This window comes from Amycolatopsis sp. WAC 04182, from assembly GCF_003947465.1.
GTDB lineage: Bacteria > Actinomycetota > Actinomycetes > Mycobacteriales > Pseudonocardiaceae > Amycolatopsis.
Genome location: NZ_QHJJ01000055.1, coordinates 1 through 655, shown reverse-complemented (window position 1 = coordinate 655; position 655 = coordinate 1). Strand labels below are relative to the sequence as shown.

General features: G+C 70.4%; 1 protein-coding gene. It reads right to left on the bottom strand.

Annotation, left to right across the window (positions count from 1 at the left end; translation table 11 throughout):
* Nucleotides 1–51 precede the first annotated feature (51 nt).
* Nucleotides 52–655, bottom strand: a 604-nt coding sequence (locus tag DMH01_RS42475; RefSeq protein ID WP_233621891.1) for a HAMP domain-containing sensor histidine kinase, incomplete at its 5' end; no start/stop codon positions are given.

Here is a 655-nt window from a genome sequence, read left to right as displayed (position 1 = left end):
GAGGACCATCTTCGGGGGGAGCCCGATGACGTCGGGCCGGGCGCTCGGCAGTTAGAGGGGGAGCACGCTGCCCTGGCCCGGCATGCGCTCCGCCGCGATCGCGCGGCCGGGCAGGTGGGCGATCTCGCTGCTGATGGACAGGCCGAGGCCGGTGCCGCCGTACTTGCGGCTGGTGGTGCCGTCGGCCTGCTGGAACGCCCCGAAGATGGCTTCGAGCTGCTGGGCGGCGATGCCGATGCCGGTGTCGACCACGCGCAGGGCGATGGCCGCGCCGTGCTGGCGTACCGAGGCGGGCGGCTCGTCCTGGGCGGCCGGTTCGATGCGCAGCTCGACGCTGCCGGTCTCGGTGAACTTGACCGCGTTCGACAGCAGGTTGCGCAGCACCTGGCGCAGGCGCGAGTCGTCGGTGAACAGGTCGGCGGGCACGCCCGGCGCGGTGGTGACGCGGAAGTCGAGGCTCTTCTGCGAGGTCATCGGCCGGAACGTGGCCTCGACGTAGTCGAGGAGCTGGCGCAACGGCACGCGTTCGGGGTTGATGTCCATCTTGCCCGCCTCGACCTTGGACAGGTCGAGGATGTCGTTGATCAGCTGGAGGAGGTCGGAGCCGGCCGAGTGGATGATCTCGGCGTACTCGACCTGCTTGGCCGTGAGGTTG